Source organism: Roseibium sp. RKSG952, assembly GCF_009711355.1.
This window is the reverse complement of sequence record NZ_SMMF01000211.1, coordinates 1-372: the sequence shown is the minus strand read 5'-3', so window position 1 is coordinate 372 and position 372 is coordinate 1. Positions and strand designations below refer to the sequence as shown.

General features: G+C 42.5%; 1 pseudogene. It reads left to right on the top strand.

Annotated elements, in window-relative coordinates:
- Window positions 1-359: pseudogene (locus E1297_RS49465) on the top strand (ATP-binding protein); the annotation flags it as partial.
- Window positions 360-372: the final 13 nt, after the last annotated feature.

The following is a 372-nucleotide window of genomic DNA, read 5'->3' as shown; positions in this document are numbered from 1 at the left end:
AAAAGTGCGAAAGATCTTTGACACTACCAATCATCCAGAATGTCCTTAATAATGTGGCATCGATTTCTACTGTTAGAGGAGGAGCGCTACAGGACCAGATCGAGCGAGCGATGGAAACCCAGCGCGCTGAGACTGTACTTTTGATCGGAAATAAAGGTTCAGGTAAGACAACATTCATAGATCGTTTTTTTGGAAATATACTCCCACCTCAAATTCGAAAAAAATGTTTACTCGCTCGGATAGACTTAGCAGATAGTACAGGATCATCTGCAAACGCTGTTGAGTGGTGCATTCACCAACTAAGAAATGCTCTTGAAGAGGGTACGACTTCAGAGCCTGATCCAAAAGTTCACGCGTAAATCCAATATCTTG